Source organism: Halorussus salilacus (assembly GCF_024138125.1).
Taxonomy (GTDB): Archaea; Halobacteriota; Halobacteria; order Halobacteriales; family Haladaptataceae; genus Halorussus; species Halorussus salilacus.
On record NZ_CP099993.1, the window covers coordinates 662,156 to 688,695 of the forward strand.

Sequence of the window (26,540 nt, forward strand, 5' to 3'; positions counted from 1 at the left end):
GACGCCGTTCCCCGGCGTCTCGGGTCCGTTCGGGCCGCACCTTTTTTTACTCTTGCCTCCCTGTCTCCGGTATCCGTACTCCGACGACGCTCCCGAGCGCGCCGTCCCAGTCAGAGATGTCGAGACGAACCCGACCCCCGTCCCCACGCCATCGATGACTGACGCCGTTAGCGTCGTCTACCTCGCGCCGGACCGCGCGACCGCGGAGTCCGTCGAGTCGCTCCTCGAAGACGAACGCCCCGGGATATCCCTGTCGGCGGTCACGAGCGTCGAGCGCGTCGAGCGCGCGCTCGACGCGCTCGACGGCGACCCGCCCGGCCGCGTGGTCGTCGACGCCGAAGTCGTCGGGCGGTCCGACGGCGACCTCGTCGCGGAGCTCCGCGACGCGAACCCGGACGTACCGGTCGAGACGGTCGAGTCCGACGCGTCGGGCGGCGAGCGCGAACGCGCGCTCGCCGCCGGAATCGCGGCGGCCGCGACGCCCGCGAACGGCGACGGATTCGTCGAGGACGCCCACTTCCGCGCGCTGGCGGAGGCCGTCTCCGACGCCATCCTCGTCATCGACACCGACAGCGTCGTTCGGTTCGCCAACCCCGCCGTCGAGGGCGTGTTCGGCTACGCCCCCGACGAACTGGTCGGCGAGTCGCTGACCGAACTCATGCCCGAGGAGTACCGCGAGCCCCACCGGGAGGGAATCGAGCGGTACCTCCGCGAGGACGAGCGCCGACTTGACTGGGAGTCCCTCGAATTCCCGGGCGAACACCGCGACGGCCACGAGATTCCGCTGGGCCTGTCGTTCAGCGAGTTCGTCCGCGAGGGCGAACTCCTGTTCACCGGCATCGTGCGCGACATCACCCAGCGCAGGCGTCGGGAGGACGAACTCCGCGACCGGGTCGACCAACAGCGCGCGGTCGCGGAGTTCTCCCAGCGCGCGCTCGAAGACCGACCGCTCGACGAACTGTTCGAGGAGGCGGTCGAACTCGTCGCCGAGACCCTCGACCACGAGTACACCAAGGTGCTGGAACTGACCCCCGACCGCGATGACCTCCTGTTGCGGAGCGGCGTGGGGTGGGACGAGGGCGTCGTCGGCTCGGCGACCGTCCCCAGCGACGAGGGGTCGCAGGCGGGCTACACCCTCCTCTCGGAGGAGCCGGTGGTGGTCGAGGACCTCGACGCCGAAGACCGGTTCTCGGGGCCCGACCTGCTCACCTCCCACGGCGTGAAAAGCGGCGTCAGCACCGTCATCGGGACCCCCGGCGACCCGTGGGGCATCCTCGGCACCCACGACACCGACCGCCGGACGTACGCCGACCACGACGTCCAGTTCGTCCGGAGCCTCGCCTCCATCCTCGCCACCGCCGTCCAGCGCCGCGAGCGCGAGCGCGACCTCAAACGCTACGGGGCGATGGTGGAGGCGGTCGGCGACGGGGTCTACGCGCTCGATTCCGAGTCGCGGTTCCTCGCGGTCAACGACGCCTACGTCTCGCTGACGGGCTACTCCCGCGAGGAACTGGTCGGCGAACGCGCCTCGACGGTCGTCCCGGAGTCGGCGCGCGAGGCGGTCGAGCCGACGCAATCGGCGCTCGACCCCGAGACCGTGACGACGACCGAGACCGCGACGACGGAGACGGCGATTCGGACCGCCGACGGCGAGGAGGTCCCCGTCGAGGCGCGCGTCTCGGCGCTCCCGCTCGGCGACGGCCGGTGGGGACAGGTCGGCGTCGTCCGTGACATCTCCGACCGCAGACGCCGCGAGCAGAAGCTCACCTCGCTCCACGAGATGATGGGGGCGCTGGCCGACGCCGAAGCCAGCGACGACATCGCGAGCCTCGCGGTCGACGCCGCGGTCGAGACGCTGGGGTTCGAGAACGCGGCCGTGGCGCTCTACGACGACGACGAGGGGCGACTCACGCCCGCCGCCCGGCGGTGGCGCGAGGACGAACCCATCGACGAGGCGCTCCTCGGGACCCGGAGCGACGACCTGCTGTGGCGGACGTTCGTCGACGGCGAGACCCGGGTCGTCCGGGACCTCCCCGCGGAACTCGACGCCGAGGTGTCGATGGGAGCCGCGTTGGCGGTGCCGCTCGGGAAGCACGGCGCGTTCCTCGCGGCGGACCCCGAACCGGGGTCGTTCGAGGAGACCGACGTCTCGCTCGCCGACATCCTGTGTGCGAACGTCGAGTCGGCGCTCGACCGGGCGGGTCGCGAGGAGACGCTCCGGGACCAGCGCAACGCCCTCCGGGAGAAGAACCGAGAGCTCGAACGCGTCAACCGACTCAATCGGGTCATCCGGGAGATGACCCGGGTCCTGACCAGCGCCTCGACCGACGAGGAGGTCATGCAGGCGGTCTGCGACCGGCTGGCCGCGACCGGTCCGTACCGGTTCGCGTGGTTCGGCGAGCCCGACCCCGCGACCGGCGAGGTCGAGCCGCGAGCGTGGGCCGGAGTCGAGGAGGGGTACCTCGACGAGATATCGGTCACGGCCGACGAGTCGCCGACCGGGAGAGGACCCGCGGGCCGGGCGCTCCGGACCGGAGAGCCCAAGGCGCAGGCCGACCTGCTCGGCGACCCGCCGTTCGAACCGTGGCGCGAGCAGGCGCTCAAGCGGGGGTACCGGTCGAGCGTGTCGGTTCCGGTCACCTACGGCAACACGACGCACGGCGTCCTCAACATCTACGCGGGCGAACCCGGCGTGTTCGACGAGACCGAGCGGTCGGTGCTGGCGGAGCTCGGCGAGACCATCGGGTACGCGCTCAACGCCATCGAGCGCAAGGAGGCGCTGGTGAGCGAGCGGTCGGTCGACCTCGACTTCAGGGTCCGCGACGAGGACGACCCCATCCTCTCGTTCGTGGCCGAGACCGGGGCGCGCCTCGACTTCGAGAACGCCGTCCAGCGAAGCGACGGTCTCCTCCACATCTTCGTCACGCTCAGCGACGTCTCCCCCGATTCGGTGGCGTCGGCCGCCGACGACATCTCGCGGATCGCGGAGGCGCGACTGGTGGCCGACCGCGGCGACGAGACCCTCTACGAGGTGGCGCTCGGCGGCGAGTCCATCCTCGCGGTGCTGGTCGACCACGGCGCGATTCCCCGGTCGATGACCATGGCGGGCACGGAGGCCCGGTTCGTCGTCCGGGTGCCACAGAGCGCCGACGTGCGGACCATCGTGGGGCTGTTCGAGGACATCTACGACGAGGTGGAACTGGTCGCCCGGCGGGAGCGCGACGAACCGGTGATGACCCGCCACGAGTTCGAGCGGGAGCTCGAGGACCGACTGACCGACCGCCAGCGCGAGGTGCTGGAGCTCGCGTACTTCAGCGGCTTCTTCGAGTGGCCCCGCGAGAGCACCGCCGAGGAGATCGCCGAGGCGCTCGACGTGTCCCAGCCCACCGTGAGCCGCCACATCCGGGGTGCCGAACGGACGCTGTTCTCGCTCATCTTCGAGGAGTAGCGCGAGGCGGCGGCTCGCCCCGCGAACCGAGGGATTTAGATGTATAAATCGACCGCACCCGGGTCGGATATACATCTATCGTGAACCCCTATCCCGGTAGCCCCCCTCAGAGTGAAGTAGAGATAGATGAGCCAGACAATGACCACGGAAACCTTCGACGACATGTCGGCCAGCCAGCGCGTGATCGAGGCGGTCGCAGACGAGACCGGCGACGACCTGACCGAGGTCGGCCCCCTCTATCACGTCATCGACCCCGACGCCCTCGACCGACTGTTCGCGCCGACCAACCGGACGGGACGCACCGAGGGGTTCGTGGAGTTCACCTTCGCCGGATGCGACGTGGTGGTCCGCGGCGACGGGACGGTCGACGCGACCCGGCGCGGCATCGACGCGGAGACCGAGAGTGACGCCCACGTTCGGCCGCGGTCGAACGCCGACCGCTGACCGCATGACCGCACCCCAGCACCGCACGCGGAAGACCGATGCTCGAACCGACTGAATGGCGCGGAGACCCGACCCGGCGAGCCGAGACCGACGACGCGACCAGACGCGAGGAGGCGACCGTTGAGCCCGTGTCGAGCTGCGACTACTGCGGCGGCCCGATAGCCGCCGACGAGTGGCATCCGGTCGTGACCCGACGCGACGACGGCGAGCTGGAGATCTACGCGTTCTGTGACGAGACCTGTCGGGAGGAGTGGGAGCGCGACCGCGACGACCTCGACCGGTGAGGCGACCCCGACCGGTGAGGCGACCCGGACGCCGAACTCGACTGCGGGCCGCGGCCGACGATTCCGAACCGCCGGTCTGCGGTTCCGATGCGCCTGTCTACGATTCCGAACCGCCCGTCTACGATTCCGAACCGCCCGTCTCTAACTCCGAGTAGTCCACCCTGTAGACGACCACGCCGTCGTTCTCGAAGACGGGGTCGTACCCCGGGCGGTCGCCGAATCGGAGGTCCTCGCCGTCGTAGCGCTCGCGCTCCAGCGGCCCGACGTAGACGTACTCCACGTCGTACTTCGCGAGGAGTTCCGCGCGGTTCTCCCAGCTCGCGTCGGTGTAGATGAAGTCAACGTCCTCCTCGCGGCGGTCGGCCACGTCGTAGCCGCGGTACGCGCCCTCCTGATACACCCACCCGACGACCGCGGGGAGTCCGGTCAGCGACGGGACCGGGCTCGACCACTGGTAGGGGCTCCCCGGTGCGGTGACGACGTGGGGTCGGCCCTCCCTGTCGTCGAGCCAGTGGATGGCCTCGGCCTCGTCGGGGTGCTGGGTTTCGAGGTACGCGAGTCCGTCGAGGGTCGCGTCGTCGGTCGCGAGCTCGCCGTCGGTCGTGAAGTGGTCCTGCATCGTGAGCCCGCCGTAGAGGCCGGTCGAGACGAGGAGGACCGCGGCCCCCACGGCCGCGAGGTCGCCCCGACTCACGTCGAACCCCCCGACGGAGCGCGGGCGGGCGGCGGGGGCGACGCGGTCGCTCACCAGCGCCGCGAGCATGGCACCCGCCGCGGTCCCCCACAGCACCCACACCTGCATGTACACCTTGAACACCGTGTTGAACCGGCCCGCGATGGCGTTGTCCTCGACGTACGCGAACTCCACGAGCGTCACCAGTCCGGCACCCGCGATCAGGAGGACCGCCTCGTAGCCGACCGACCCGTCTGCGCGGAGCAACAGCCACCCGACCGCGAGCAGGGGGACGACCAGCACCACGACCGGGTAGCCCGCGAGCCACGCCAGCAGGGCCGCGAGGGCCGCGAGCCCGCCGACCCGGACCGCGTCGGTATCGAACGCCTCGCGGGCCCGCGGCCAGAGGTAGCCCGCGAACACCGCGAGGAACGCGCCGTGGACGAGCAGGAGGCCGACGGCGGTCGACTGGTCGGGGAGGAACGCGAGGCTCCGACTGCTGGAGGAGGCCAGCAGGACGCCGACGAGGAACGGCGACAGCCAGACGACCGCGAGCGCACCCACCACGCCGGTGGCCGCGAGGGCCGCCGCGACGCGGCGGCCCTCGCCCAGCAGGGCGGTCGCCGGGGACGGCTCGCCGCCACCGTCGGGCACGGGCGCGGCTCGCTCTCTCGCCGAGACGCCGGGGAACAGGGTGAGCGGGTCGGCGGGCGCGAACACCAGCGCGAGCCAGACCACGCCGAGACCGGTCGGGAGGCTCCAGACGTTGACGAGTCCGAGGAGGGCGACGACCGCCGGGAGGACGCCGAACGCGAGGAGGCGTCGCCGCCCGCGGTTCTCCGGCGGGGTCCGGAAGTAGGCGTAGCCCAGCGCGGCCGCGAGTATCAGGAACTGGGTGCTGAGCATGTGGCCGTGGAGGTCGCCGTTGTAGAACGCGAACAGCGGGAACTCGTTGATGGTGCCCGGAATCACGCGGCTCGGGGCCCAGTAGCTGAACTCGCCGATCCCGTCGAGCACGAGCTGGCCCGACGAGGAGAGTTCGCCCCCCGAGTCCCGCAACGCGTCGGCGACCCGGTCGGCGATTTGGGACGCGAGCGTCTGGGGGAGGACCCAGATAAGCCCCACGACGGGCGCGACGAGGTTGCTGGCGAACCCGACCAAGAAGGCAGCGAACACCCCGCCGACCCGGCTCGACGCGCCCCGGGCGTCGGCGACGGCCCCGCCGAGTCCGTAGACCGCGGTCACGAGCGACGCGTAGAAGCCCGCGAGCGCGAGGTTGTAGGCGTACCGGGGCGCGGTGCCCGTCAGAGACGAGAGGACGGCCGCCATCAGGTGGCCGCCGTAGTAGTACATGACGTGGTCGCCCGCCCACCACATGTCCTCGGGCGGGAGCGCCTCCGCGCGCATCAGCGATTTGAAGATGCCGAAGTCGAGGAACTTCTCGCCGCCGCCAGGAACGATGGCGGGGTCGACCGCCCGGACCGCCACGAGGAACAGGAACGCGACGGTGAAGACGGTCACGGCCTCCGCATACGCACGCGGGCGAATCAAACCTTTATAAACTCGCGGTCGGTTGTTCCAGACGACGAGGGCCGACAGCCCCGCGACCGCGAGGACGCCGAGCGCCGCGGTCCACCGGCCGAACGACAGGTGGCCGACCCAGTAGACGACGGTGGTCGCGACGAACAGCGAGACCGGCAGGGAGAGGGCCGCGCCGCGGTCGGGGAACCGAGGGAACAACCGGGCGGCCACCGGCAGGCCGACGAACGCGAGCGCCTGAAACGCGACGAGCCACAGCAGGACGAGCGCGTACTCCATCGGTTCGTAGAACGAGCGACGACCGATAAACCTCTTGGGGTTCGCGAGCGCGTTCGACGCCTCGAAGGCGCGAGCGGTGTCCGAACGGCGGATTCTCGACGGGCGACTCGGTGCGGGTTCGGACGGAGAGGGAGAAACTCCCATACGGCGACCGAATCACAATCCTTATCTGTCGAACGGGGTTACGAGATAGTAGCGGGATGGGATAGCCAGGAGATTCCGGCGGGCTCATAACCCGCAGACCGGTGGTTCAAATCCACCTCCCGCTACTTTTCCGAAATTCAACGCACGAGCGACGAGCGTCACGAGGAGCGAGTGCCGAATTTCGGAACGTGCTTCGGAGTGGATTTGAAATAGACCGGACGCACGCCCGCGGAGCGAAGCGAGCAGGACCGTCCGGGCGTGGTTCAAATCCACCTCCCGCTATGTTTTGTCGGACTCACTCCCGACGAGGCGTGCCAACGCCGAGTCGAATCCGAATCCGACGAACTCGCACGGAGTGGATTTGAACTAGTCCACCTCCCGCTACGTTTCCGAAATTCGACGCACGAGCGACGAGCGTCACGAGGAGCGAGTGCGGAATTCGCCACCGGAACCGGCAACAGCGCGAGGGGCCACGGCGCTTATTGAAGTACGGGCCCAATCTATCGGCGATGACATCCGTACTGTTCGTAGTCAGCGAAGAGGGGTACTGGGGCGAAGAGTGCGTCGAACCGCTCGAAACCCTGAGCGAGACCGACGCCGACATCGACGTGGCGACCCCGAGCGGAGGAACGCCGGTCGTCGACGAGCGGTCGGTCGACCCCGACACCGTCGGGGAGGAGACCGCCGAGCGCGTGAAGGAGGTCCACGAGAACGACGAGCGCCTGCAGAATCCGATACCCGTCGCCGACGCCGACGCGGATATGTACGACGCCGTGGTGTTCCCCGGCGGTCACGGCACCGAGTGGGACGTGAATCAGGACAGACACGCCCGCGCACTGCTCCGCGAGGTGGTCGAGCGCGAGGACGGCGGCAAGGCGCTGGTGGTCTGTCACGCGGTCGGCCTGCTCGCGTTCACCCGCGATAGCGACGGGGGCTTCCTCGTCGACGGCCGCGACGTGACCGGGTTCCCGAACGAGTGGGAGGAAGACATCGTGGACGACCGCGACCGGATGCCCGACGGCCGCAAGCTCCCCTACTGGGTCGAAGACGAGGTGGAGGCCGCGGGCGGCGACTGGGACGCCGAACTCGACTCGGACGCGAGCGTCACCGTCGATGGCGACCTCGTCACCGCGAGAGGCCCCGAATCGTCGGCTGCGGCCGCCCGAACGCTGGTCGAGGTACTCGGAACGACACCGCCCGCGTAGCGGTACGGACTGCTTACCGTCGGTTCTGGACGGCCGTTATCCATAATATCGGTCGTTTTTGCTCCGATTGTATCGAGGAATATCCAAACCCAATTCGTATAAGCGCATCATTCTGTAGATTTGCACCATTAATACCGCGGTAGTTAATACCACATCCGATATCTGGGTTAGTTGAACAAACCGGTACATATTTGTAGGTGGTGGGAACAGTTAGCCGATATGCCATCCGGCAACAGAAGTTTTGATAACATTGGGCAAGGGACGACCGGCATCAGCCGCCGAAAGTGGCTTCAGGCCCTCGGCGTCGCCGGTGCGGCTGGCCTCGCGGGCTGTCAGGGTTCCGACGATCAGGAGACGACCACCACGACCGACGACGGGACGGAGTCGGACCCGAGCACCGACTCGGAGACCGAGACCGAGACCGAGAGCGGCAGTCGGTCGGTCGGCGGCACCTACAACAGCGTCACGTCCTCCCCGTACGAGACGCTCAATCCGCTGTACAACGACGAGTACGGCGCTGGCGTCGCGATCGGGTACGCGCTCGACCTGAACTACACCTTCGCGCCCGAGACCGAACCGTTCTGGCTCCACACGGAGTTCGAGACCGACGACAACGAGGTGTGGGTCGTGAAGGTCCGGGAGGGGCTGGAGTTCGGCGGCGACTACGGCGAGGTCACCGCCGAGACGTACACCTACCAGATACAGGAGGTCCACCAGAGCGAGTGGGCGAACACGCCCGACGCGACGAACTGGATCCGAGACGAAGAGCCCATCAACGTCGAGGAGACCGGCGAGTACGAGTTCCAGATCGAACTCCCGAGTCCGGACCCGGTGTATCTGGAGTCCTACGACCCCCAGATGTACCCCATCCCGGTCGATCTGATGCAGCCGTACGTCGACGAGGAGGACGCCGAGGGGCTACAGGACGACGAGGACCTCCTCGAGCTGACGTTCACCGGGAACCTCGGGGCGTTCTCGCTCGACGAGTGGAACCGTAGCTCCGGAGTCACCTTCTCGCGGAACGACGATTACTTCCTGCAAGACGTCGACGACGCGCCCGACGAATTCGAGAACGCGCCGTACTTCGAGGGCGTGCAGGTCGACGTCGTTCAGGAGGAATCTTCGCGGCTCGCCGCGCTCGAAACCGGCGAGACCGACACGGCGGCCGTCCCGCCGAACCGCGTTCAGGAGTTCCAGGACCTCGATAGCACCTACGTGAGCGTCCAACCGCAGTCATACAACGAGATCTGTGCGTACAACATGCGGGACAACGGCTGGACCGCGGGTCCGGGCAACCTCTTCCGCGAGAAGGAGTTCCGGCAGGGACTCGCCTGCGCCGTCAACAAGGAGCGACTCGTCGAGGGCGTCTACCGCGGCTTCGCCGAGATCGAGTACACCTGGCAACCCCCGTGGTCGCAGTGGTACCCCGACGAGGACGACCTGATGACGTTCGGTACCGGCGACCTCTACGGCCCGGAGGAGACCCGGAGCCGCATCGAGAGCGCCATCGAGAACGTCGACGAGGACTACCGCTACGACGGCGAGAACCTCGTCACGCCCGACGGCAATCAGGTCACGCTCAGCCTCTACCACAGCGCCGGGCAGAACACCGAGAAGAACTTCGCGCAGTTCATCGCCCAGGAGTTCAGCGAGAACGCGGGCATCGAGGTCGAAGTCGAGGCCATCGACGGCGTGAAGTTCTCGGAGGACTACTGGCAACAGGAGGTCCCGGACAACCCCGACGAGTACGAGTGGAGCGAAGGCCCCAACAACGCCGGACCGCGCGAGGTCACCAGCGCGAACGAGTGGGACATGTCGGTGGTGTTCGGGCTGAACGCCTACCCGCTGAACCCGCTGACGGCCGACGTGTTCTTCCTCAAGGACGGCGTCTACAACCCCTACGGCTACTACCCGTCGTGGGACGCCGAAGGGCTGTTCGACAAGGCCCGTAACGCCGAGAGCAGGGACGAACTGAAGGAGGCGCTTCGGGATATCTTCATCAACATCTCCGAGGACCAGCCGATGGGGATGCTCGCGTTCCCCTCGGACACCATCGGGTACAACAGCAGTGTCCAGGGTCCGATGGAGGACTACTTCAGCGGTTGGGACTTCCCGGCCTGGTACTTCGAGGAGTAGCGCGTCGACCGACCGCATTCCGTTTTATACAAGGTAAGACACAGATACATGGGACTCGAATGGTACGTTGCGAGACGGGTGGCGTGGGCGATAGTCGTCACGTTCATCATCGTCTCTGTTACGTGGGCACTATTAGCGGCAGCACCGAATCCGGAGGTATCGCAGGCGGCGTCACAGGCGGCGTTGGAGGGCGGTGACCCGGCGGAGGCCCAAGAGCGGGCCAAAGAGCTACGCGGCCTCGACGCACCGCTACACGAACGATACATCGACTACGTGACCGGAATCTACACCTTCAACTGGGGGTGGTCCGAATCGCGAAACCAGCCGGTGACCGACGCACTGATGGAGTCGCTGTACTACACCGTCCAGTACTCGGTTCCGTGGACGATTCTGACCATCCTCCTCGGACCGCTCGTGGGGATATACTCGGCCGCCAACCAGTACAGCTGGAAGGACCACGTAGCCACGGGATTCGCGTTCTTCGGGTACTCGATACCGAACTTCTTCTTCGGTATCATCCTGCTACTGTTGTTCGGGGTGTACCTGGACGCGATTCCCATCGTCTACAACACCGACGTCCCGGTGTTCAGCGTCGAGAACGCCATCCAGTTGGCGATACCGGTGTTCGTTCTCGTCACCGGTTCCATCGGCGGAACGATGCGCGTCTCGCGTAACGAGTCGGCGGAGTACATCAACGCCGACTTCGTGAAGACCGCGACCGCGAAGGGCGTCTCGCCGCTTCGGGTGTACGCCAGACACATCCTCCGGCCGACCATGGTCCCGCTGTCGACGACCATCGTCGCCCAGTTGCTCTACCTGTTCGTCGGGTCGTCGCTGCTGGTCGAGGTCGTCTTCGGCATCCCGGGGCTCGGTCGAACGACCTACCGGGCAATCGTCTCCCAGGACACGAGCCTCGTGCTCGGGGCGACGCTGTTCTTCACGTTCATTGCGACCATCGGAAACCTGCTACAGGACCTGGTGTACACAGTGCTCGACCCGCGAATCAGCTTCGACGATAGATAACATGGCGACCGATAGATCCAATTCCAAGTTCGACCAAGTCGATTGGGACGAGATTTCCAGCGGTAGCGGCCGCGAGCTGACGATTAACGCCAAAGGCACGTTGCTTTCGACACTCGCGCTGGTCGCGCTCCTGCTGTACGACCACTTCGCGGTTCCCGAGCGGACCCCCACCTTCGATGCCATCGGGTGGGGCTACGACGTCCCATACATCGACTACATGTTCGCGTTCACGCTCGTCCTCTTCGGCTTCTACGCGGTGCTGCCGCTGTATCAGAATCCGCGGATGACGAAGTACTACTGGCAGGAGTTCAAGCGCAATCGCCCGGCCATCGTCAGTCTGGCCTGGCTGATCGCCATCTTCCTGATCGGCGTCGTCGGCCCGCTTTTCATCAGTCCGACGGAGACCGAACTGTTCCGGAAGTACCAGCCGCCGATCTGGATGACGATAGAACAGAACTACGTCATCGAGTGCGTCGGGACGATGTCCGACGGCACCTGCGCGGGGACCTGGGAACACCCGCTCGGCACGACCCCCGACGGCCGCGACATCCTCACGATGATCGTCTACGGGATGCAGATCAGCATGAAGATCGGCTTCATCGCGACGTTCATCGCCGTAGCCATCGGCACCGCGTTCGGCACGGTCAGCGCCTACATGGGCGGGATGGTCGACGAGGTGCTGATGCGGTACGTCGACATCCAGCAGTCGTTCCCGACGCTCATCGCGTACCTGCTGATCATCTACATCTACAGCGGCGGGCTGTGGTTGCTGATACTCCTGCTGGGGCTGTTCTCCTGGGAGGGAATGGCGCGGTACGTGCGCAGTAAGGCCCTCTCGGTCACCGAGGAGGAGTACATGAAGGCGACCAAGATAAGCGGTGCGAGCACGTATCGAATCATCCGACACCATGTGATTCCGAACTCCGCGAGCAGCATCATCACCGACATCACGCTCCTGATTCCCGCGTTCCTGCTGGCCGAGGCGCAGCTGTCGTTCCTCGGACTCGGGGACTCGACGGTCTCGTCGTGGGGTCAGCTCATCGCGATCGGTCGGGACTACCTCTCGTTCGCGCCGTGGATCACGCTCGCGCCCGGCATCGTCCTCTTCATCACGATTCTCGCCTTCAACTTCCTGGGCGACGCACTGCTGGACGCGCTGAACCCAGAAGCGGAAGCGGAGTCGGAGTGATTCACGATGAACGACACACCACTGCTCTCGGTCGAGAACCTCACCACCACGTTCAGAACGGGGAACGGAACGCTAACCGCGGTCGACGGCATCGACTTCGAGGTGCGCGAGGGAGAGACCCTCTGCATCGTCGGCGAGTCCGGGTCGGGCAAGACGGTCGCGACCGAGTCGATCACGAACATCGTCAAGACCCCGCCCGGAAAGATAGACGGAACGGTGCGGTTCCGCGGTCGGGACATCACGGAGATGAGCGACGACGAACTCCGAGAGATCCGCGGGAACAACATCGCTCACATCTTCCAGAACCCACAGGACGCGCTCAACCACTGCTACACCATCGGGTGGCAGATCACCGAGGCGATCCAGATTCACGAGGACGTCTCGGATTCGGCGGCCCGCGACCGCGCGGTCGACCTGCTCGACAGGGTCGGCATCGCCAACGCGACCGCGCGCTTCGACGACTACCCCCACGAGTTCTCGGGCGGACAGCGCCAGCGCGTGATGATCGCGATGGCGCTGGCGACGAACCCGGACCTGCTCATCGCCGACGAGCCGACCACCGCGCTCGACGTGACCGTCCAGTCTCAGATACTCCGACTGCTCGACGACCTACAGGAGGAGTACGGCATGAGCATCCTGTTCGTGACCCACGACCTCGGGGTCGTCGCCAACATCGCCGACCGCATCGTGGTGCTGTACGCGGGCAAGGTGATGGAGCGTGGCGGCGTCTACGAGGTGTTCGAGCGACCCGCCCATCCGTACACGCAGGCGCTGATGAAGTGTCTCCCCGGGCGGGGAAGTACCGAGGGCGGAATCCCCGGCTCGCTCCCCGACCTTGCCGACCCGCCGGACGGCTGTCGGTTCGCGCCGCGGTGCGAGTACGCGGTCGACGAGTGTCGGTCGGGCGGCCAGCCCGAGGAGATCGACGTCGGCGACGGACACCGGGCCTCCTGTATCTACTACCGGCCCGGCTACGACGAGTCGGTCCTGTTCGACGACCCGGTGGGAACCGACGCCGCCTCCGAGGGAGGTGTCGGCGATGACTGAGCGCAGCGAGCCGCTTGTCTCGGTCCGGAATCTGAAGAAGCACTACCCCATCAGAGAGGGCATCTTCTCGAAGCAGGTCGGGGCCGCCAAGGCCGTCGACGGCATCAGCTTCGACATCCAACCGGGCGAGACGCTGGGGCTGGTCGGCGAGTCGGGCTGTGGGAAGTCGACCGCCGCCTCCTCGATCATCCGCCTCGAAGAGTCCACCGACGGCGAGGTGATATTCAACGGCGGCGGCCGCGGCGGCCGGACCCGAAACGAGGACGGCACCCACCCCAACGACGTGACGAAGTTCGACGAGCGCGAACTGAAGGCGTTCCGCCGGGACGCCCAGATGATCTTCCAGGACCCCTCTTCGAGCTTCGACCCCCGGATGACGGTCGGGAGTTCGGTCGCCGAACTCCTCCAGGTCCACGGGATGAGCGACAGGGAGCGTCGCCGCGCCATCGTTCAGGACCTGCTCGAACGCGTCGGCCTCTCGGCCGACGACTACGACCGGTACCCCCACGAGTTCTCCGGCGGGCAGAAACAGCGCATCGCGCTGGCGAGGGCGCTCGTGTTGAATCCGGAGTTCATCGTGGCCGACGAGCCGGTGTCGGCGCTCGACGTCTCCATCAAGTCCGAGATACTGTCGCTGATCAACGACCTTCAGGAGGAGTTCGGGCTGTCGTTGCTGTTCATCAGCCACGACATGTCCGTTATCAGGGAAGTCTGCGACCGGGTCGCGGTGATGTACCTCGGGGAGATCGTCGAGATCGGCGAGACCGAGGAGCTGTTCTCGAACCCCGCACACCCCTACACCGAGGCGCTCCTGTCGGCGATTCCGACGCCGGACCCGCGGGTCACCAAGGAGGGAATCGAGCTCAAGGGGACGGTTCCGAGTCCGAGCGACCCGCCCAGCGGCTGTCGGTTCAACACCCGGTGTCACCGGGTCCTCCAGTCCGACGAGTACGACCTCGAACAGTCGGTGTGGCGGTCGGTGTTGAACTTCCGAAACAGGACGCTCGGCCGCGAGATAGACGTAGAGAGCGTCCGGAAGTTCGTTGCGGCCGAACAGGACGTCGACCCCGAAACGGTCTCGGCCGACGCGGTCAAGAGCGAGATTCGGGCGGAGTTCGAACTCCCCGACCGGCTCTCGGACCCGGACGCCGAGCGGGTGCTCGACGAGGCGCTCGACCACGTAGCCGCCGAGGAGGCCGAGGAGGCCATCGAGATGCTCTCGGAGGTGTTCACCACGCCCTGTGAGGAGACGGCTCCGGAGTTCGTCGAGATCGGTCGCGGCCACCGCTCGGCCTGCCTGCGCAACGAACCCGACGCTCCGGGCGAGAGTATCGCGGCCCCCAACGACGACTGACGGCCGTCGGCCGACCCCTCGCTCCGAAGCGCGGGCCCGGCCTCGGTCGGGCGGCGGGAACGGCGACCGCCGGAACCCGTCGCCGGACCGGCGACGGGTTCCGGAAGCCGATGAAATACGTTTTGAAGCCTTGCGAGCTGGTTTTTCGAGATACTTCGATGCTCTTCAACCCCCTCCACATGTTTCTAAATCGGCAAGAGGTTTTTTCAACCATTAGCCGAAGGAAATAGCCAATGAACGACGGATCGGACTCGGGGAATGGGTCCCCCGACGAACCGGGCGCGGAACGCAACGACGAAGCGGCCGATTCGGAGCCGGTCGACGGAGGAACCGAACCGGAGGACGACGCGGCCGACCGACGGGAGACGAACGACGGGAGCGAACCGGAGGACGATAGGAGCGAGTCGGAATCCGACGGCGAGACCGAACCGGAAGCCGACGAGACGGAAACGGGACACGGCGACGAGACGGAAACGGAACGTGAGGACGCGAGCGGTCCGGAAGATGACGACGAGAAGGGTTCAGCGGAAGTCGAAAGCGACCCGGAACGAGACGACCGACCCGACGGACTCGACATCGCCGACGAGCAGCTCGCGTCGGCCCGCGTGACCGCGGGCGAGTACGACTGGGAGGATTTCAAGCGGGAGTTCTTCTACGAGGACGGCAGTCCCCCGACCAACTGGCGGGGCAAGGCCCGTCCCTTCGAACCCGAGGAGTACCTCGGCCACGACCCCGAGGAGACCGACGACAGGGTCGAGACCGCGGCCGAGACCGCCGCGGGGCTCTCGACGTACTTCGAGGCGTTCCTCGACCCCGAGGAGACGCCGGTCGAACTCGGCGAGTACCTCTGGGAGCACTTCCGCTACGAGTACTACTACGAGGAGAGCGACGAGGGCGTCGCGCTCCCGCGCGACGACGCGGGCGAGGTCGTCGCCTTCGACCGCAGCGAGTGGACCGGCCACGACGACGTGGCCGCGAGCGTCTTCGAGTCGGGGCTGGCGGTCACCGACCTGAGCGCAGACTTCGAGGAGTGGCTCGACCCCGCGACCACCCCCGTCACGAAGGGCGAGTACTACTGGGAGCACTTCAAGTACGAGTACTACTACGAGGACACGACCGTCACCGCGCCCGAGCGCCCGCGAGACGAGGAGGGCGAAATCGAGCGCTTCGAGAAGGAGGAGTGGCTCGGCTTCCCGGAGGAGGACATCGAGGACCTGCTCGCGGAGGGCGCGGCGAAGGCCGAGAAGCTACTCGAAGTCGAGGACGACCGCACCCTCGACGTGCCCGAGGAACTCGACGAGGACGCGTTCTTCTCGACGGTCGAGGGCCACACCACCCTCGTGAACCGCTACGACCTGGAGAAGGAGGTCGCGCTCCCCAAGAAGGACCATTTCCGAGAGGTCGACCGCTACTGGGTCAACAAGCCCTACTCGTTCGTGGTCATCTTCCACAGCGAGAAGGAGAACGAGACCAAGTACTACCTCGTCGAACCGTACTGCACGCCCATCGAGGACGACCTGACGGAGTTCCTGACCGGGAAGCTCCGGTCGTCCATCAAGTACTCCAGCGACGACGTGGTGGTCGAGGCCGAGGAGGAAGAGCGCGCCGAGGTCATCGAGCGCGAGACCCTCCAGCTGCTCGCGCGCTACGACCTCTACGCCGAGAACGACGGCGAGCGCGCCGAGCAACTCAGGGAACTGCTCGACCGCTACGACGAGACCAGAGACGCGGTCTCGGCGTTCGTCGAGCGACTCCGCGAGGAGACCGACGCCGCGGTCGAACCCGTCCGGGAGAGCTACGCGGCGTTCCGCGAGCGCAGGGAGTCGGACGACCCGGACGACGACGGAGCGGGCGACGAGAGCGACGACGAGGAGAGCCCCGAGGCCGACGAGGGCGCGGAGACGCCTGACGGCGAGGCACCCGCCGAAGGACCGGCCCCCGACGCCGAACCCGAGAGGAGCGACGAGGAGGTCGCCGCCGACGGCGGGACCGTCGAGGACGACGCCGACGCGGGCGCGTCGGCGTCTCCGGACCCATCGGCCGGTGGCGACGCGACCGAATCGACGGACGGGCCCGTCTCGCCCGACGACCCCGTCTCGCCGGACGCGCCGACCCCCGCCGCGGCGGGGGTCGGCGCGTCGGCGGAGGGCGAGTCACCGGCCGGAGCAGACGCCGCGAGCGGCGACGACGACCCCCCCGAACCGCGAATCCGACTCGACGAGTACCTCGACCTCGACTTCGAGGCCGAGGGGAGTCTGCGCCAGCAGGTCCGGGCCGCGGTGGAGGCCAAGATCGAGGACCTCGAACCCGACGAGTCGGGCGGGCTCGACGGCATACAGGTCCGGCCCGAGCCGGTCCTCATCGAGGAGGACGACGACACCCTCTCGGAGTATCAGGCCGAGAAACTGCTGTACTACCTCGAACGCGACTTCATCGGCTACGAGCGCATCGACGGCATCAAGCACGACATCAACGTCGAGGACATCTCGGTCGACGGCTACAACTCCCCGGTGTTCGTCTACCACACCGACTACGAGCAGGTCATCACCAACGTGTTCCACGCCGAGACCGAGCTGGACGACTTCGTGGTCAAGCTGGCCCAGCGCTCGGGCAAGGGCATCTCCAAGCGCCAGCCCCAGGTCGACGCGACCCTGCCCGACGGCTCTCGGGCCCAGCTCACCCTCGGCCGGGAGGTCAGCGACCACGGCACCAACTACACCATCCGGCAGTTCAAGGACGTGCCGTTCACGCCCATCGACCTCGTGAACTGGAACACCTTCAGTCTGGAGGAGATGGCGTTCATGTGGCTCGCCATCGAGAACCACAAGTCGCTCATCTTCGCCGGGGGCACCGCCTCGGGCAAGACCACCAGCCTGAACGCGGTGTCGCTTTTCATCCCCTCGAACACGAAGATCGTCTCCATCGAGGACACCCGCGAAGTGGAGTTGCCCCAGCGCAACTGGATCGCGAGCGTGACCCGCCCGTCGTTCTCGGACGACGACAAGGGCGACGTCGACGAGTTCGACCTGCTGGAGGCCGCGCTCCGCCAGCGCCCCGACTACATCGTGATGGGCGAGATTCGCGGCGAGGAGGGCCGCACCCTCTTCCAGGTCATGTCGACGGGCCACACCACCTACACCACCTTCCACGCCGACACGGTCGGGGAGGTCCTCAAGCGCTTCACGACCGAACCCATCAACGTCTCGAAGACGCTGTTCACCGCTCTCGACCTCGTGTCCATCCAGACCCAGACCCGGGTTCAGGGCAGCAAGGTCCGGCGGAACAAGTCGCTCACCGAGATCAACCACTACGACCCCGAGAACGACGAGATAAACGTCCAGGACATCTACCAGTGGCGCGCGGAGGACGACGAGTTCATGCGGCTCTCGGGGTCGTCGACCATGGAGGAGATCATGTTCGACCGCGGGTGGGACCACCAGCAGCTCGAAGACGAGATTCTCAAGCGGCGGGTCATCCTCGCGTACCTCATCAGGAACGGTCTCAACGAGTACACGCAGGTCGCCGCCACGGTCCAGGCGTTCATCAACGACCCCGACACCATCCTGACCCTCGTCGCGAACGAGAAGCTCGAAGAGAGCCTCGCCGACCTCCGGGAGATGGAGAGCGTCCACATCGACATCGACCCCAAGAAGGAGGAGATGGTCCCCCGACCCGACCCCGACGAGGAGACCTACGAACTCGCGAAGGGCATCCTCGCGGAGGCCGACGAGCGCATCCTCGACGACTACCGGGGCGTGGACGCCGACGTCGACGGCCTCGCGGTCGCGCTCGCCGACGCCAACGAACCCGCCGAGGGAGCCGACGGTTCCGCGGGCGCGTCGGCGTCGCCCGACGCCGACGCGCCCTTCGGCGGCGACATCCTCGGGACGGGCGCGACCGACGGGACCGGCCGCCCGGACGTGGCCGACGCGACCGACGAGGCGGGTCGCCACGGCGAGCGCGAACCCTTCGAGGGCGGCGAACTCGGGAGCTTCCCGGACGACGACGCCGGAGGGGACGCGACGAGCGAGGAGGTCCCAGACGACGACCGGGACGGCTCGTTCGGCGACTTCGAGGCGGCGTTCGACGAGGACGCGGAGGGCGGCCGGGAGTCCGGTGCCGACGACGGCGGAGCCTTCGACGCCGACGACGGCGGAGCCTTCGACGCCGACGACGGGGGCGAGGAGCGATGAGCCACGGGGCCGCGACCGGCACCGAGCACACGGCCGACTCGCTGGCCGACGCCTTCTACCCCCTGTTCGCGTACCTGTTCGACGAGGACGGCGACTTCGTCGACGACGTCGAGACCAAGCTCGCGGAGGCCAGAATGGCCGACACCGTCGAACTGTACCTCTCGCGTGCGCTCGCGGTCGGCGTCCTCGCGGGGGTCGTCCTCTGGTTGCTGGGCACCCTCGTGGGCTACGGCCTGTTCGCCACCGGTTTCGTGGACGTGGGGGTCCTCATCGGTCTACCGGTGCCCAGCGAGTCGATGGCGGCGCTCATCAACGCCGTCAAGGTGCCCGCCCTCATCCTGGTCAGCGGCGTCGTCTTCGGCGCTGTCGGGTTCGGAATCGGGTTCGGGACGCTCGCGGCGATTCCCTACTACCGGGCTGGCGAACGCAAGCGCGAGATCAACATGCTCCTGCCCGACGCAATCTCGTTCATGTACGCGCTGTCGGTCGGGGGGCTGAACCAACTGGAGATTCTGGAGGCCATCGCGAAGGCCGACGACACCTACGGTGAGGTGTCCCGGGAGTTCCAGTCGGTCGTCCAGGAGACCGAGTACTTCGACACCGACTACCGGACCGCCATCCGCAAGCGGTCGCTGGAGACCCCGAGCGACGAACTCGGTCAGTTCCTCACCGACATGCTCTCTATCATCAACTCCGGGGGGAACATGAGCGACTTCCTCGACGACAAGAAGGACAAGCACATGCGGACCGCAAAGCAGGAGCAGGAGATGACCCTCGAAACGCTGGAACTGTTCGGCGAGATGTACATGACCCTCTCGCTGTTTCCCCTGCTTCTCATCATCATCCTCGTCATCATGTCGATGCTCGGGCAGGCTCAGGAGTCGATGCTGTACGCCACCGTCTACGGCCTCATCCCGCTGACGGGCGTCGGGTTCCTCGTGCTGGTCTCGACGGTCAAGCAGGACGACCCCGGCGACGGCTACCTCGACCCAGACGACGGCGGCGAGCGCGTCGCGACGACCACCGGCGCGGGCCTGCTCCACCTCGGCCTCGTCGAGAAGTACGTCGGCGAGTTCTCGGTGTTCGACCGCATCAAGAGCCGCGAGGGGACCTACGAGACGGTCGCATTGCTCAAGCGCCCCCACGTCTTCTTCCGGGACCACCCCCTGTTCACGCTGGGGCTGACGGTGCCCGCGGCGCTGGTGCTGGTCGGCAACGCGGTCTTGACCGGCGCGGCACCCCGGACGTTCGACGGCATGATAGCGAGTCCCGTCTGGGGGACGTTCATCTACGTCTACGTCCCGGTGTACGTCGTCCTCCTGCCGCTTGCGGTGTTCCACGAGTGGAACGTCCGGTCGCGCCGCACGGTCGTCGAGAAGCTCTCGGACAACCTCCGAAAGCTGTCGAGCGCCAACGACACGGGGTTGACCCTCCTCGAATCCATCCGGACCGTGGCCGATACCTCCTCCGGGAAGCTGGCCGACGAGTTCGACGTCATCCACGCCAAGGTCGAGTACGGCATGGGGCTGAAGGCCGCACTGATCGAGTTCAACAACAAATACCACATCCCGCGGCTCGCGCGCACCGTCAAGCTGGTGGGCAAGGCCCAAGAGGCCTCCAGCCAGATATCGGCGGTGCTCTCGACCGCCGCGCAGGCCAGCGAGAACCAGGACGACATCGCCCGCGAGCGCCGGTCGCGCTCGCGGATGCAGGTCGTCATCATCATCATGACCTACCTCACCCTGCTCGCGGTGATGGCCATCCTGAAGGTCGAGTTCCTCGACGTGATGGGCGGGCTCGCGGGACAGGCCGACGGCGGTGGCGGCGCGAGCGCGGGCGGCATGGACTTCGGGGGCGGTCTCGACACCAACCTCCTGTCGATGCTGTTCTTCCACGCCGTGACCCTCCAGGCCATCCTGTCGGGGTTCATCGCGGGCTACATCCGCGACGCCTCGCTGTTGGCTGGCGTGAAGTTCGCCGTCGTGCTACCGACCGTCGCGCTCGTCGTGTTCAGTTTCATCTGACCATGTTCCGCGAGACCATCACTTCGGACGAGAACGGCCGACCCTCCCACGAGAATCGCCGCCGCTCGGCGTCCCGACGGGAACGCTCGGGTACGCCGTCCACCCGTCTGGGCGGACTGAAAGGGGCCGAGGTCTCTCGGAGCGACCACGTCGGCGTTCGAGCCCCCGGTTCCGACGGCCGTGACGATTCCGCGCGCGCCCAGACCAGCATCGACTTCGTGGTCGGGATGAGCGTCTTCCTGCTGACGGTGGCGTTCGTCGTCGCGTTCGTCCCGGACGTCTTCGAGCCCTTCACCGCGAGCGGCGAGGGAGACGCGCTGGCGGCCGACCGGACCGCCGCACTGCTCTCCGAGCACCTGCTGGTCGACCCGGCGACGCCGAACGCGCTGAACGCCACCTGCACCGTGGTGTTCTTCGATACCGACGCCACCGCCGACGAGGTCGAGGAGTGTCGGTTCGACGCCAACGCCGACGACCTCGAAACCGCGCTGGGCGTCTCGGCGACCACCTCGGTCAACGTCACCGTCGAGGAGGACGGAGCGGTCCACGAACTCGGCGGCGAGGGACTGGAACTGCGCGCGGGAGCGACCCCGCCCGAGTCAGAGAGCGCCACGACCGCCCGCAGGGTCGTCCTGCTCGACGGCGAGGAGCGCGACCTGTACGTGAGGGTGTGGTAGCGTGGCCGAGAGCGACGCTCCGCGCGGGCCGGGACGCGCCTCTTCGCGAGGGAAGGGACACACCTCCTCGCGCGGGAAGGGGCGCGCCTCCTCGCGCGGGAAGGGGCGCGCCTCCTCGCGCGGGCGGTCCCCCACCGGCGCTCGCGGGCAGGTCCACACCCTCGAAGCGTTCACCGCCGCGTTGCTGGTGGTCTCGGGCGTCCTCTTCGCGATGCAGTCGACCGCGGTGACGCCGCTGACCGCCAGCACGTCGAACCAGCACATCGAGAACCAACAGCAGGCCGCCGCCGCCGACCTGCTCGCGACCGCGGCCGAGCGCGGGAGCCTCCGCCCGGCGCTCACCTTCTGGGATTCGGACGACCGGGCGTTCGTCAACGCGTCCGACCGGGGATTCTACTCGAACGGCGGGCCGCCGAACGACTTCGGGCGCGCCCTGAACGAGACGTTCGGCGAGGTGGGCGGGTCCGACGGGCGGGTCGCCTACAACGTCTACGTCGAGTACCGACTGCCCGACGATTCCACCGACAGCAAGACGATGGTGTACATGGGTTCGCCGAGCGACAACGCCGCGTCGGCGACGCGAACGGTCGCCGTCTACGACGACACGCCGGTCTCCGGACCCGCGGGCGAGACCGCGGGCGAGGCCGACCTCTACGCGCCCGACGCCGCACCCGACGCCGCGCTGTACAACGTCATGGAGGTGCGAATCGTCGTATGGCAGATGTGAGCGACCGCGGTCGGTCCGGCGGTGACCGACTCGGAGAGGGTCGGTCTCGGTCCGGAGAGGGTCGGTCTCGGTCTGGAGAGGGTCGGTCTCGGTCCGGAGCCGGTCGGCCGCGACCCGACGACGACCCACGCGAGCGGGCCCAGCTCATCCTCGTGACCGGGCTCGCGGTCGCGGTGACGCTGGTCGCGCTCGTGTTGCTCCTGAACACCGTCATCTACACCCAGAACCTCGCCACCCGCGGGGCCCAAATCGAGGACGGCGAGGCGGTCGCGTTCCGGGCCGAGGCCGTCGACGGCGTCGGCGACCTCCTCGACGCCGAGAACCGCGAGGAGTACGCCGACCGGGACGACCTCGACGAGGCGGTCCGGGACGGAATCGCCAGATACGACGACCTGCTCTCGCGGTACCACGCCGAGGACGGGACGGTCGCCGAGATACGCACGGACACCGTGACCACGACCGAGGGCGTCCTCGTTCGACAGACCGACCCCTCGCGGAACTTCACGAACGTCGACGACGAGGAGAGCGACTGGACCCTCGCCGAGGACGTAGACGACGCCCGGAACGTCAGGCTGACCGTCTCGGACGACGAGCTGGCCGCCGACTCCGACGACGCGTTCGCGGTGGTGCTCGACGACGGGAGCGAGACGTGGCGCGTCCCCGTCCACGAGGACGGCGACGGCGACATCGCGGTCGGGGGCGACTCGGCCCCCGACGAGTGCCGAGTCGACGGTTCGACGGCGAGCGTCGACCTGACCGCCGGAACCGTCAACGGTAGCGAGTGTCCCGAACTCGATTACCCGACCGAGATGGACTCGTACGACATCGAGTTCGAGAACCCCGACCGGGTCACCGGGACCTACGAGCTGACCGTCGACACCTCCGAGGGCGCGACCGTCGAGGAGTCGAACTTCGCCGCCCCCGGCTCCGAGGACTCGCCGCGCCGGACGCCCGCGGTCTACGCCGCGGAGTTCGAGGTTCACTTCCAGACGCCCCGCGTCGAGTTCCACACAGCGGTCCGGGCCGCCCCGGGTGAGCCGCGATGACCGGGCGAACGGGGCGAACCGGCGGCGACCGCCGCCGGTTCGCCCGCGACGAGCGCGCGGTGTCGGTCACGGTCACCTACGCGCTCAATCTGATGGTGGCGGCCCTGCTCGTCGGGGGCGTGCTGACCGCGACCGGCGGCATGGTCGAGGACCGCCGGGACGCGGCGGTCCGGTCGGAACTGGAGGTCGTCGGCGAGCGCGTGGCGACCGACCTGTCCGCGGCCGACCGCCTCGCTGTCGTCGGGTCCGACGACCCGACCGTCTCGGTGTCGGTCACGTTGCCCGCACGAGTCGGGGGGAACCGGTACGACGTGACCGTGGAGGGTTCACAGCTGGAACTGGTCTCGCGCGACCCCGAGGTCCGGGTGACGGTCGGGTTCCACGCCGAGACGCCGGTCGCCGAGACCACGGTTCCCGGCGGCGACCTCCGGGTCGAGTTCGACACCGACTCGGACCGACTGGAGGTGCGGTCGGGATGATGGACGACCGCGCGGTCAGCGAGACCCTCGGGTTCGTGTTCGCGTTCGCGCTGGTGACCGCCTCGGTCGGCGCGGTGTACACGACCGGCATCGGCGGGCTACAGGACGCCCGCGAGGACGAGCAGGTGACCAACGCGGTCCGGGCGATGGACGTGCTGGCCGACAACGTCCGGGACGTGACGACCGCAGACGCCCCGAGCAGGGCGACCGAGCTGAAGCTCTCGGGCGCGACGCTGCGGTACGGCGACCCGGTCGAGATCGAGGTACAGGCCAACACCACCGACCCCGACGACGACCGGAACGCCACCTACCGGACGACCACCCGGCCGCTGGTCTACGACGCCCCGGCGGGCGAGGTGGTCTACGCCAACGGCGCGACCTTCCGGGTCGACGACGGCCGCGCGGCGATGCGGTCCGAACCCGGGTTCGTCGTGGGCGAGGGCGAGGAAAACACCTCGGTCGTCCCGCTGGTGCTCACCTACCCCCGCGGGGACTCGGGGGGAGTCGGCGGGAGCGGGACGGTGCTGGTCGTCGCCCACCGCCAGAGCGTGGAACTCGACGGCCGGTTCGACACGCCCGCGGAGTCGGGAGAGACGGACGCCAGAATCAACGTCACGGTCGATTCCCCGCGCGCCGACGCGTGGGGCCGGTACTTCGAGGCTCAGGGAATGGACCGAATCGACCACGGCGAGGGCTCGGTGACCTACCAGTTCCACACCGACGGACTGGTCGTTCCCGAGGCGGCCGTGGAGTTCGAGCTGAGACACTAGGTGGCCGTGACGTTCACTCGATTGACCGAGACGTGCATGTAGGTGACGTACGGGGCGGTCTCGTAGTCCTCGGGGAGCGTCGACGACCGGGCCAGCGCTTGGTCGTAGTGGACCACGCCGCCCGACTGGAGGGTCGTCTGACCGCCGACCAGCGCGCCGAACACCTCCGCCTGAGACGTGACCGATATCTCGCCCTGCCGACCGTCGCTGTCGGGGGCGTACACCATGCCGTCGAACTCCGAACTGGAGAACTCGGCGTCGAGTCCCGGCGGGGCGTAGATGCGGAAACTCCCGGCCTTCTCGTCGGGCACGTCGACCTCACCGTCCGTGACCGCGAGCTCCGAGCTGTCCATGTAGACGTCGACTCTCCCGTCGTCGGGGTTCTCGACCTCGATGGTGCCGCCACCGACCGCGATGGGTCCGGCGACCGCGATGTCGATGTCCCCCTCCGAGAGGTCGAGCGTGAGCGTGCCGCCGTCGTGGTCGAGCTCGTCGAGGTAGTAGGACCCCGACGACAGCTCGCAGGTCGAGTCGCAGTCCAGCCTGTCGCCGTCGATGGCGTCGGCGTCGTCGTTGTCGTTGTCGTCGTGGATGCTCTCGTTGCGCGAGGAGACCATCGAATCCACGGGGTCGATCTCGCTGACCGACCCGTTCGACTCGGTCCAGCCGCCGACGGTCGCCTTCTTGTGGAGGTCGGCGCTCCCGCCGTACGAGAGGTTGCCGTCGATCTCGGTGTTCGAACTCTCCATCTCGACCTCGCCGCCGCCCGAGACGAGGTCGCCGCGTATCTCGGCTCCGCCGCTCATCGTCACGCCGCCGACCGTCTCGATGGTCCCGTCGTCGCCCTCGGTCGAGTCGTAGTCGCCGTCCGAGGAGTTGTAGCTGTCGGTGAACGAGGGATTGCCTCCCGCGCCCTGAATCGAGAGCTCCTGGGAGGAGGTAGAGGCGATGCCCTGCTCTATCTCGGGGACGTTCGGGGGCGTGACGAGTCGGAGGGTGACCGACTCCTCGTCGTGGTCGACGGTCGCCTCGCCGCCGGTCCGCTCCTCGAAGAACCGACCCCACGCCTCGTAGTACTCGCTCTCGACCGTGAGGTTGACCTCCGCCTGCAGGAGGGGGTTGCGGAGGTCCTCGCCGTCCTCGACCTCGACGGGGTACATCGGCTCGCTGGACCCGTTCTTGGTCGCGACGGTCCTGCCGTCGAGCGGTCCCTGCCCCGAGACGGCCACGAGCGGGAGCGTCAGGGTGGTATCGCGGTAGTGGACCTCCGGCGGGGAGACCATCGTGGTCCCGTTGTCGGTCCGCCGCCAGACGCCCCCGCCCTGGTACGCGACCCTACTGCCGCCGTTCTCGTAGACCACCGCGCCGAGGCTCTGGTTCATCACCTCTGTCTCGGGGACCTCCGAGCCCTCGGTTGGATTTATCGACACCACCATCCGCCCGCTCTCGTTCTCGACGGCGGTGTGGCCGTCCACGCCGAGCGACATCGACTGGGAGTCCGAGTCGCCCACGCCGACGAGGCTGAGCTTCGAATCGAGCTGGGTCATGGCGTGCTCGGCGCTGTCGAGCTCGGACGCCTGCTTGGAGTCGTCGAGCGCCGAGGACCCGAACGCGACGATGACCCCCGTCCCGGTGATGGTGAGTCCAAGCAACAGGACCACGCCAAGCACCTCCGACTGGCCGCGCCCCGCCGACGACCGGCCGCGCCCTGCCCCCGACGACGTCGCCCGCGATGTCATATCCGGGCCAAGGAACCCCGGTATTATAAACTAATCCGCCACTCCTCGGAAATGTATCAGCTTCCACTCTCGCCCGCGGGGGAGGCCGCGAGGGAGGCAGGAAAAGCGACTGCAGTCTGG

General features: G+C 67.6%; 18 protein-coding genes and 1 tRNA gene. 17 read left to right on the top strand and 2 right to left on the bottom strand.

The genetic code is table 11. The features are described 5' to 3' along the window. The first annotated feature begins 154 nt into the window (after positions 1-154). From NGM10_RS03400 to NGM10_RS03410, 3 genes are all read left to right on the top strand, one after another. Complete coding sequence (locus NGM10_RS03400) at positions 155-3,448, top strand: PAS domain S-box protein (RefSeq protein WP_253481824.1); 3,294 nt, start codon at positions 155-157, stop codon at positions 3,446-3,448. A gap of 126 nt (positions 3,449-3,574) precedes the next feature. Continuing rightward, positions 3,575-3,892: a DdfA family disk-determining factor gene (ddfA, locus tag NGM10_RS03405; protein WP_253481825.1), complete on the top strand. Its 318-nt coding sequence runs from the start codon at positions 3,575-3,577 to the stop codon at positions 3,890-3,892. A gap of 38 nt (positions 3,893-3,930) precedes the next feature. Further along, entirely contained in the window at positions 3,931-4,176 is a 246-nt protein-coding gene (locus NGM10_RS03410) for a DUF7576 family protein (RefSeq protein WP_253481826.1), read from the top strand. A 118-nt stretch (positions 4,177-4,294) separates the two neighbouring features. Here NGM10_RS03410 and NGM10_RS03415 read toward each other — a convergent pair whose 3' ends face one another. Next, positions 4,295-6,667, bottom strand: coding sequence for a DUF2298 domain-containing protein (locus NGM10_RS03415; RefSeq protein WP_253481828.1), 2,373 nt, complete (start codon positions 6,665-6,667; stop codon positions 4,295-4,297). 194 nt (positions 6,668-6,861) lie between these two features. Between NGM10_RS03415 and NGM10_RS03420 the strand changes: the two genes are divergently transcribed. The 14 genes from NGM10_RS03420 (at position 6,862) to NGM10_RS03485 (ending at position 24,681) form a co-directional block, all read left to right on the top strand. Then, positions 6,862-6,936: transfer RNA gene (locus tag NGM10_RS03420), tRNA-Met, on the top strand. A 384-nt stretch (positions 6,937-7,320) separates the two neighbouring features. Next, positions 7,321-8,016, top strand: coding sequence for a DJ-1/PfpI family protein (locus NGM10_RS03425; protein WP_253481831.1), 696 nt, complete (start codon positions 7,321-7,323; stop codon positions 8,014-8,016). 219 nt (positions 8,017-8,235) lie between these two features. Continuing rightward, positions 8,236-10,152: an ABC transporter substrate-binding protein gene (locus NGM10_RS03430; protein WP_253481832.1), complete on the top strand. Its 1,917-nt coding sequence runs from the start codon at positions 8,236-8,238 to the stop codon at positions 10,150-10,152. Positions 10,153-10,200: 48 nt separating this feature from the next. After that, positions 10,201-11,175 carry an ABC transporter permease gene (locus NGM10_RS03435; RefSeq protein ID WP_253481833.1) on the top strand — a complete coding sequence of 325 codons (975 nt, stop codon included), beginning with the start codon at positions 10,201-10,203 and terminating at the stop codon, positions 11,173-11,175. 1 nt (position 11,176) lies between these two features. Further along, entirely contained in the window at positions 11,177-12,364 is a 1,188-nt protein-coding gene (locus tag NGM10_RS03440) for an ABC transporter permease (protein ID WP_253481834.1), read from the top strand. Between the two features lie 6 nt (positions 12,365-12,370). Further along, entirely contained in the window at positions 12,371-13,411 is a 1,041-nt protein-coding gene (locus NGM10_RS03445; protein WP_253481835.1) for an ABC transporter ATP-binding protein, read from the top strand. Beyond that, a complete protein-coding gene (locus tag NGM10_RS03450) occupies positions 13,404-14,765 on the top strand; it encodes an ABC transporter ATP-binding protein (protein WP_253481836.1) in 1,362 nt (453 codons plus the stop codon). Before NGM10_RS03445 ends, NGM10_RS03450 begins: the two co-directional genes overlap by 8 nt. A gap of 233 nt (positions 14,766-14,998) precedes the next feature. After that, complete coding sequence (locus NGM10_RS18270) at positions 14,999-18,958, top strand: ATPase, T2SS/T4P/T4SS family (protein WP_368408642.1); 3,960 nt, start codon at positions 14,999-15,001, stop codon at positions 18,956-18,958. Beyond that, positions 18,955-20,982 carry a type II secretion system F family protein gene (locus tag NGM10_RS03460; RefSeq protein WP_253481837.1) on the top strand — a complete coding sequence of 676 codons (2,028 nt, stop codon included), beginning with the start codon at positions 18,955-18,957 and terminating at the stop codon, positions 20,980-20,982. Before NGM10_RS18270 ends, NGM10_RS03460 begins: the two co-directional genes overlap by 4 nt. A 2-nt stretch (positions 20,983-20,984) precedes the next feature. Continuing rightward, positions 20,985-21,659 carry a DUF7287 family protein gene (locus NGM10_RS03465; protein WP_253481838.1) on the top strand — a complete coding sequence of 225 codons (675 nt, stop codon included), beginning with the start codon at positions 20,985-20,987 and terminating at the stop codon, positions 21,657-21,659. Position 21,660: 1 nt separating this feature from the next. Continuing rightward, entirely contained in the window at positions 21,661-22,386 is a 726-nt protein-coding gene (locus NGM10_RS03470; protein ID WP_253481841.1) for a DUF7288 family protein, read from the top strand. After that, positions 22,374-23,432 (top strand): DUF7261 family protein, encoded by a 1,059-nt coding sequence (locus tag NGM10_RS03475; RefSeq protein ID WP_253481844.1) that lies wholly within the window; start codon positions 22,374-22,376, stop codon positions 23,430-23,432. Before NGM10_RS03470 ends, NGM10_RS03475 begins: the two co-directional genes overlap by 13 nt. Beyond that, on the top strand, positions 23,429-23,911 hold the full coding sequence (locus NGM10_RS03480; protein WP_253481847.1) for a DUF7266 family protein: 483 nt from the start codon (positions 23,429-23,431) through the stop codon (positions 23,909-23,911). Before NGM10_RS03475 ends, NGM10_RS03480 begins: the two co-directional genes overlap by 4 nt. After that, positions 23,908-24,681 carry a DUF7289 family protein gene (locus tag NGM10_RS03485; RefSeq protein ID WP_253481850.1) on the top strand — a complete coding sequence of 258 codons (774 nt, stop codon included), beginning with the start codon at positions 23,908-23,910 and terminating at the stop codon, positions 24,679-24,681. Before NGM10_RS03480 ends, NGM10_RS03485 begins: the two co-directional genes overlap by 4 nt. Here NGM10_RS03485 and NGM10_RS03490 read toward each other — a convergent pair. Continuing rightward, positions 24,678-26,420 carry a DUF7289 family protein gene (locus NGM10_RS03490; RefSeq protein WP_253481852.1) on the bottom strand — a complete coding sequence of 581 codons (1,743 nt, stop codon included), beginning with the start codon at positions 26,418-26,420 and terminating at the stop codon, positions 24,678-24,680. The two genes, NGM10_RS03485 and NGM10_RS03490, sit on opposite strands and share 4 nt — an antisense overlap. Positions 26,421-26,540 lie beyond the last annotated feature (120 nt).

Coding starts and splice junctions, on each gene's coding strand:
- NGM10_RS03400 (WP_253481824.1), top strand. CDS start 155: ATGACTGACGCCGTTAGCGTCGTCTACCTCGCGCCGGACCGCGCGACC.
- ddfA (WP_253481825.1), top strand. CDS start 3,575: ATGAGCCAGACAATGACCACGGAAACCTTCGACGACATGTCGGCCAGC.
- NGM10_RS03410 (WP_253481826.1), top strand. CDS start 3,931: ATGCTCGAACCGACTGAATGGCGCGGAGACCCGACCCGGCGAGCCGAG.
- NGM10_RS03415 (WP_253481828.1), bottom strand. CDS start 6,667: ATGGAGTACGCGCTCGTCCTGCTGTGGCTCGTCGCGTTTCAGGCGCTC.
- NGM10_RS03425 (WP_253481831.1), top strand. CDS start 7,321: ATGACATCCGTACTGTTCGTAGTCAGCGAAGAGGGGTACTGGGGCGAA.
- NGM10_RS03430 (WP_253481832.1), top strand. CDS start 8,236: ATGCCATCCGGCAACAGAAGTTTTGATAACATTGGGCAAGGGACGACC.
- NGM10_RS03435 (WP_253481833.1), top strand. CDS start 10,201: ATGGGACTCGAATGGTACGTTGCGAGACGGGTGGCGTGGGCGATAGTC.
- NGM10_RS03440 (WP_253481834.1), top strand. CDS start 11,177: ATGGCGACCGATAGATCCAATTCCAAGTTCGACCAAGTCGATTGGGAC.
- NGM10_RS03445 (WP_253481835.1), top strand. CDS start 12,371: ATGAACGACACACCACTGCTCTCGGTCGAGAACCTCACCACCACGTTC.
- NGM10_RS03450 (WP_253481836.1), top strand. CDS start 13,404: ATGACTGAGCGCAGCGAGCCGCTTGTCTCGGTCCGGAATCTGAAGAAG.
- NGM10_RS18270 (WP_368408642.1), top strand. CDS start 14,999: ATGAACGACGGATCGGACTCGGGGAATGGGTCCCCCGACGAACCGGGC.
- NGM10_RS03460 (WP_253481837.1), top strand. CDS start 18,955: ATGAGCCACGGGGCCGCGACCGGCACCGAGCACACGGCCGACTCGCTG.
- NGM10_RS03465 (WP_253481838.1), top strand. CDS start 20,985: ATGTTCCGCGAGACCATCACTTCGGACGAGAACGGCCGACCCTCCCAC.
- NGM10_RS03475 (WP_253481844.1), top strand. CDS start 22,374: ATGGCAGATGTGAGCGACCGCGGTCGGTCCGGCGGTGACCGACTCGGA.
- NGM10_RS03480 (WP_253481847.1), top strand. CDS start 23,429: ATGACCGGGCGAACGGGGCGAACCGGCGGCGACCGCCGCCGGTTCGCC.
- NGM10_RS03485 (WP_253481850.1), top strand. CDS start 23,908: ATGATGGACGACCGCGCGGTCAGCGAGACCCTCGGGTTCGTGTTCGCG.
- NGM10_RS03490 (WP_253481852.1), bottom strand. CDS start 26,420: ATGACATCGCGGGCGACGTCGTCGGGGGCAGGGCGCGGCCGGTCGTCG.